Raw genomic sequence first — 4,097 nt, 5'->3', positions numbered from 1 at the left:
TGGCCGCACGGCGGTGCCGCGGCCAGGCCACCGCTGTCCCGTGGCCGGCCACACCGCCAGGTCCGGGGCCGTGCGGAATAACTCCGTACCGCTTCCGCCCCCTCCCCTTCCCCCCGCCCCCCTTTTTTCTGCGCCGGCCTGCCGGCGAACCGCCGTATGCCCAGCCCCGCGTTTTTCTCCACCTTCGCCGCGCCGCGGCGCCCTGGGCGGCACCGCCCCACCCGCCAGCCGGGCCGCAGGGGGGGCCGCATGAGCGCGGTGGCCCGGGCGCCGGTCGGCGATGCCATGGCCACGCGCGACGTGCTGGCCGCGATGGCCGTGGTGGTCATCTGGGGGATCAATTTCGTGGCGATGAAGTGGGGCCTGCGCTACTTCACGCCGTTCCAGCTCGGGGCCGTGCGCTACCTGTTCGCCGCGCTGCCGCTGGTGTTCTTCCTCAAGCCGCCGCGCATGCACTGGCGCTGGGTGCTGCTGTTCGGGCTGTTCCAGGGCGTGGGGCAGTTCGGCTTCGGCTTTTTCGCCCTGAAGCTGGGCATGACGGCGGCGCTGGCCAGCGTGCTCATGCAGACGCAGGTGTTCTTCACCGCGCTGTTCGCGTTCGGCATCCTGCGCGAGCGGCCCGGGCGGCCGCTGGTGGTGGGCATGGCGATCGCGGCGGTGGGCCTCGGATGTTTCGCCATGAACTTCATCGGGCCGGGGGCCACCGGCACGGGCGTGGGCGGGGCGACGATGGTGGGCATCTGCCTCACGCTGTGCGCGGCCGCCTCCTGGGCGGTGTCCAACATCGTCTCGCGCATGGCGCAGCGGGCATCGCCGGGCTACAAGCCGCTGTCGTTCGTGGTGTGGAGCAGCCTGGTGCCGGTGCTGCCGTTCGCGGCGCTGTCGGCCCTGACCGATGCGGACGCGGGCCGCTGGCTGCACTGGGACGCCTGGGCCGCGCTGCCGCCGGTGGCTTGGGGCGCGGTCGCCTACCTGGGCTGGGTGGCCACCATCGTCGGCTACGGCCTGTGGACGGGGCTGCTCACCCGCTACCCGGCCAACCGCGTGGCGCCCTTCAGCCTGGGCGTGCCCGTGGTGGGGCTGGCCGCCGGGCTGCTGGTGCTGGGCGAGCTGGTCACCGCCTGGCAGTGGGCCGGCGTGGCCTGCGTGGTGCTGGCGCTGGGGTGCGTGGTGCTCGGGCCGCGCTGGGCGCGGCGCTGACCGGGCCTGGTGCCGGGTCAGCGCCGGTTCAGCGCGCTACAGCGGCCGGCGGCGGGCGTAGCGCACCACCGTCACCCCCGCCCGCGCCTGGCGCGTGGAGGGCATGACGAGCACGCAGTCGTCGTACGGCGTGGTGACGGGTTCGCCGTCGTTGTCGCCGATCACCGTGCCGGCCTTGGGGATCACCTCCAGGCCGGTGAACGGCTGCGTGAAGCGGAAGGCGCTGCTCTTGGCGACCACCGGGCCGGTCACCTCCAGCACCCACTGGCGCGGCGCATCGGGCTGGCGCCAGCCGGGCAGCAGCGCGGCCAGCGCCTCGGGGTGGAGCATCTGCGCCGCCGCCAGGAAGCGCACGCACTGGTCGTAGGCCACGGTGCGGCTGGACAGCGCGCCATGGAAGCCGCATTCCACCAGCAGCGAGCGGCGGTCGCCCGCCTGCGCGTCGGGCAGTCCGAAGTGCCCGTAGTCGCGCATGCGCACACCGTCCTGGTGGCCCGCATCGGCCACGATGTGCTCGGGCGCGCCCATGCGGCGGGCCAGCTCCAGGTTGCGCGGGTGCAGGCCGGTCAGCAGGAGCGGCGCCCCCGGCTCGTGCATCGAATGCAGGTCGAGCAGCCAGTCGGCGCGCGCCACGAAGGGCCGCAGCGCGGCGGCGCGGCGGCGCTCGCGCGTGTCGCCCGCCTCCATGCGCTCGTCGGTCCACTGGCGGTTCATGTCCTGGTCGGTGAAGCGCGAGGCGTCGTGGTCGGCCGGATCGAAGCGGTCGAAGGCCTCCAGGTTGCAGAACGCCAGCGTGAGCGCGCCCTGCTGCGGGCGCAGCCCCGCCGCCAGCAGGCCCTGCAGCGCCCAGGCGCCGCACAGCTCGTTGCCGTGCACCAGGGCGCTGATGAGGACATGGCGGCCGGGCAGGCCGGAATCGAAGTGCCACACGCCTTCGGTGCCGGTGTTGCCGGCGCGCCAGGGCGTGAGGTCGGGGGCGGTGAGTGCGAAGGTCCGGGGCATCAAGGTCACTCCTCGATCTTGGCGAATTCGACGATCTTCTGGTATTTGGCCACTTCCGAGGCGATGAACTGGTCGGCGTTCAGGCTGGTGGACGCCACGGTCGAGCCGGAGGCTTCCATTTTCTTGCGGAAGTCGGGCGACTGCAGCGCCTCGTTCAGCGCCTTCTTGAGCTTGTCGTGCACGGGCTTGGGCAGCTTGGCCGGGCCCATCAGGGCGAACCACACGCCGATGTCCACGTTCTTGTACTGCGGCAACTCGGCCAGCGCGGGAATGTCGGGCGTGATGGCCGAGCGCTTGGCCTCGGTCGTGCCCAGCGCGACGACCTTGCCGCTCTTGATGTGGGGCAGGCCGCTGGAGAGCACGAACACGCCGAACTCCAGGTTGTTGCCCAGCAGGTCGTTGGTGAGCGGGGCCACGCCGCGGTAGGGGATGTGCGTCATGAACAGCTTGCCCTGCTCCTTGACCATCTCGCCCGCCAGGTGCAGCGAGGTGCCTACGCCCGAGCTGCCGTAGCTGTACTTGCCGGGGTTCCTGGACACGCGCTGCGTGAATTCGGCCGCGTTCTTCACGCCCGAGCCGGTGGATGCCACCAGCACCAGGGGCTGCGAGGCGATCACGCCGATGGCGGTGAAGTCCTTCACGTCGTACTTGACCTTCTTGGTCACCAGCTTGTTGATGGCGATCTCGTTGCTCGCGCCCACGAGCAGCGTGTAGCCGTCCGGCGCGGCGCTGGCCACCTTCTGCGCGCCGATGGCGCCGCCGGCGCCGCCCACGTTCTCGATCACCACCGGTACGCCCAGGCGCGCGCCCAGTTCCTGCGCCACCGTGCGCCCGGTGAGGTCGGTGCTGCCGCCGGGCGGGTAGCCGACGACGATGGTGATGGGCTTGCTCGGGTAGCTGTCCTGCGCGGCGGCGGGGCCGGCGGCCAGCAGGGCGAGGCCGCACAGCAAAAGCGTGCGGCGGAAGGCGGGGTGGGCATGCATCGGAGTCTCCTGGTGGGGTGTGGGCCGATTGTGCGAAGGCGGGCGGGGCGCGGGGGTGCCGAGTCGGCACGCCATGGTGCTGTTTCGGCACGCGGGCGCCAAGGGGGCGAACCCGATGCTGGCGCGGGCCGTCACCGCGCGGCGATGGCGTGCCAGATCGCCTCGGCCTGCGTACTCAGCCGGCGCTTGGGCCGGTACAGCCGCACGTCGAACTTCGCCTCCATGCTGCGGTCGCCCGCCTTGGCCAGCCGGCCGGCCTTGCAGTCGGCATGCACCATGGACCACGGCAGCCAGGCCACGCCCAGGCCCTTGTGCACGTATTCGTATTGCGCATCGGCCGAGTCGCACTCCACCGTGCGCTGCAGGCGCTGCGTGACCGGGTGGTGCGCCAGCTGGTCCTCCACCAGCCGGCCCAGCGCCAGCGTGCGCGCGTAGGCCAGGTAGGGAATGGGGCCCGCGCCCGCCAGCGGGTGCAGCGCCGCGCCCTGCGCCGTGGCGCGCGACACCGGCACCAGCCGGTCCGAGGCCAGCGTGATGTGCGAGAACTGGCGCGCATCCAGCCGGATGGCCAGCGCCGGGTGGTGGTAGGCGATGGAAAAATCCGCCTCGCCGCGCTCCAGCAGGGCCACGGTGTCGGCCAGCGCGCGGGTCAGGATGCACAGCTCGCAGTCCTTCATCACCGGGCGCAGCCGCACCAGCAGGTCGGCCACCACGGTGCGGGCCAGCGTGCGGCCCGTGGTGAGCGTGACGGTGCGCGCCTGGCGCCCGGCCACTGCGCGCAGTTCCTCGTGCGACTGCGAGAGGTTGCGCGCCATCTGCTCGGCCGTGTCCAGAAAGACCTGGCCCGCCGCCGTCAGCCGCACGGGGCCGCTGCCGGGCTCGACCAGCGGCGTGCCGGCCCAGGCCTCCAGC

Annotated in this window: 4 protein-coding genes; 1 reads left to right on the top strand and 3 read right to left on the bottom strand. The window is 72.6% G+C overall.

Going from position 1 to position 4,097, the window contains the following annotated elements:
• Positions 1-249: 249 nt before the first annotated feature.
• Complete coding sequence (locus AC27IO_RS21355) at positions 250-1,200, top strand: EamA family transporter (protein ID WP_498740646.1); 951 nt, start codon at positions 250-252, stop codon at positions 1,198-1,200.
• Positions 1,201-1,236: 36 nt separating this feature from the next.
• Here the strand turns inward: AC27IO_RS21355 and AC27IO_RS21350 are convergent, their stop codons facing one another.
• The 3 genes from AC27IO_RS21350 to AC27IO_RS21340 all read right to left on the bottom strand — a co-directional run.
• Complete coding sequence (locus tag AC27IO_RS21350; protein ID WP_498740645.1) at positions 1,237-2,202, bottom strand: M14 family metallopeptidase; 966 nt, start codon at positions 2,200-2,202, stop codon at positions 1,237-1,239.
• Between the two features lie 5 nt (positions 2,203-2,207).
• Positions 2,208-3,185, bottom strand: coding sequence for a Bug family tripartite tricarboxylate transporter substrate binding protein (locus AC27IO_RS21345; RefSeq protein WP_284406536.1), 978 nt, complete (start codon positions 3,183-3,185; stop codon positions 2,208-2,210).
• Between the two features lie 131 nt (positions 3,186-3,316).
• Positions 3,317-4,097, bottom strand: a 781-nt coding sequence (locus tag AC27IO_RS21340; RefSeq protein WP_498740643.1) for a LysR family transcriptional regulator, incomplete at its 5' end; no start/stop codon positions are given.

Source organism: Acidovorax sp. KNOB132, assembly GCF_057541515.1.
Note: the sequence above shows the minus strand (reverse complement) of the source record. Positions and strands in the feature narration are given on the sequence as shown.

Coding starts and splice junctions, on each gene's coding strand:
- AC27IO_RS21350 (WP_498740645.1), bottom strand. CDS start 2,202: ATGCCCCGGACCTTCGCACTCACCGCCCCCGACCTCACGCCCTGGCGC.
- AC27IO_RS21345 (WP_284406536.1), bottom strand. CDS start 3,185: ATGCATGCCCACCCCGCCTTCCGCCGCACGCTTTTGCTGTGCGGCCTC.
- AC27IO_RS21355 (WP_498740646.1), top strand. CDS start 250: ATGAGCGCGGTGGCCCGGGCGCCGGTCGGCGATGCCATGGCCACGCGC.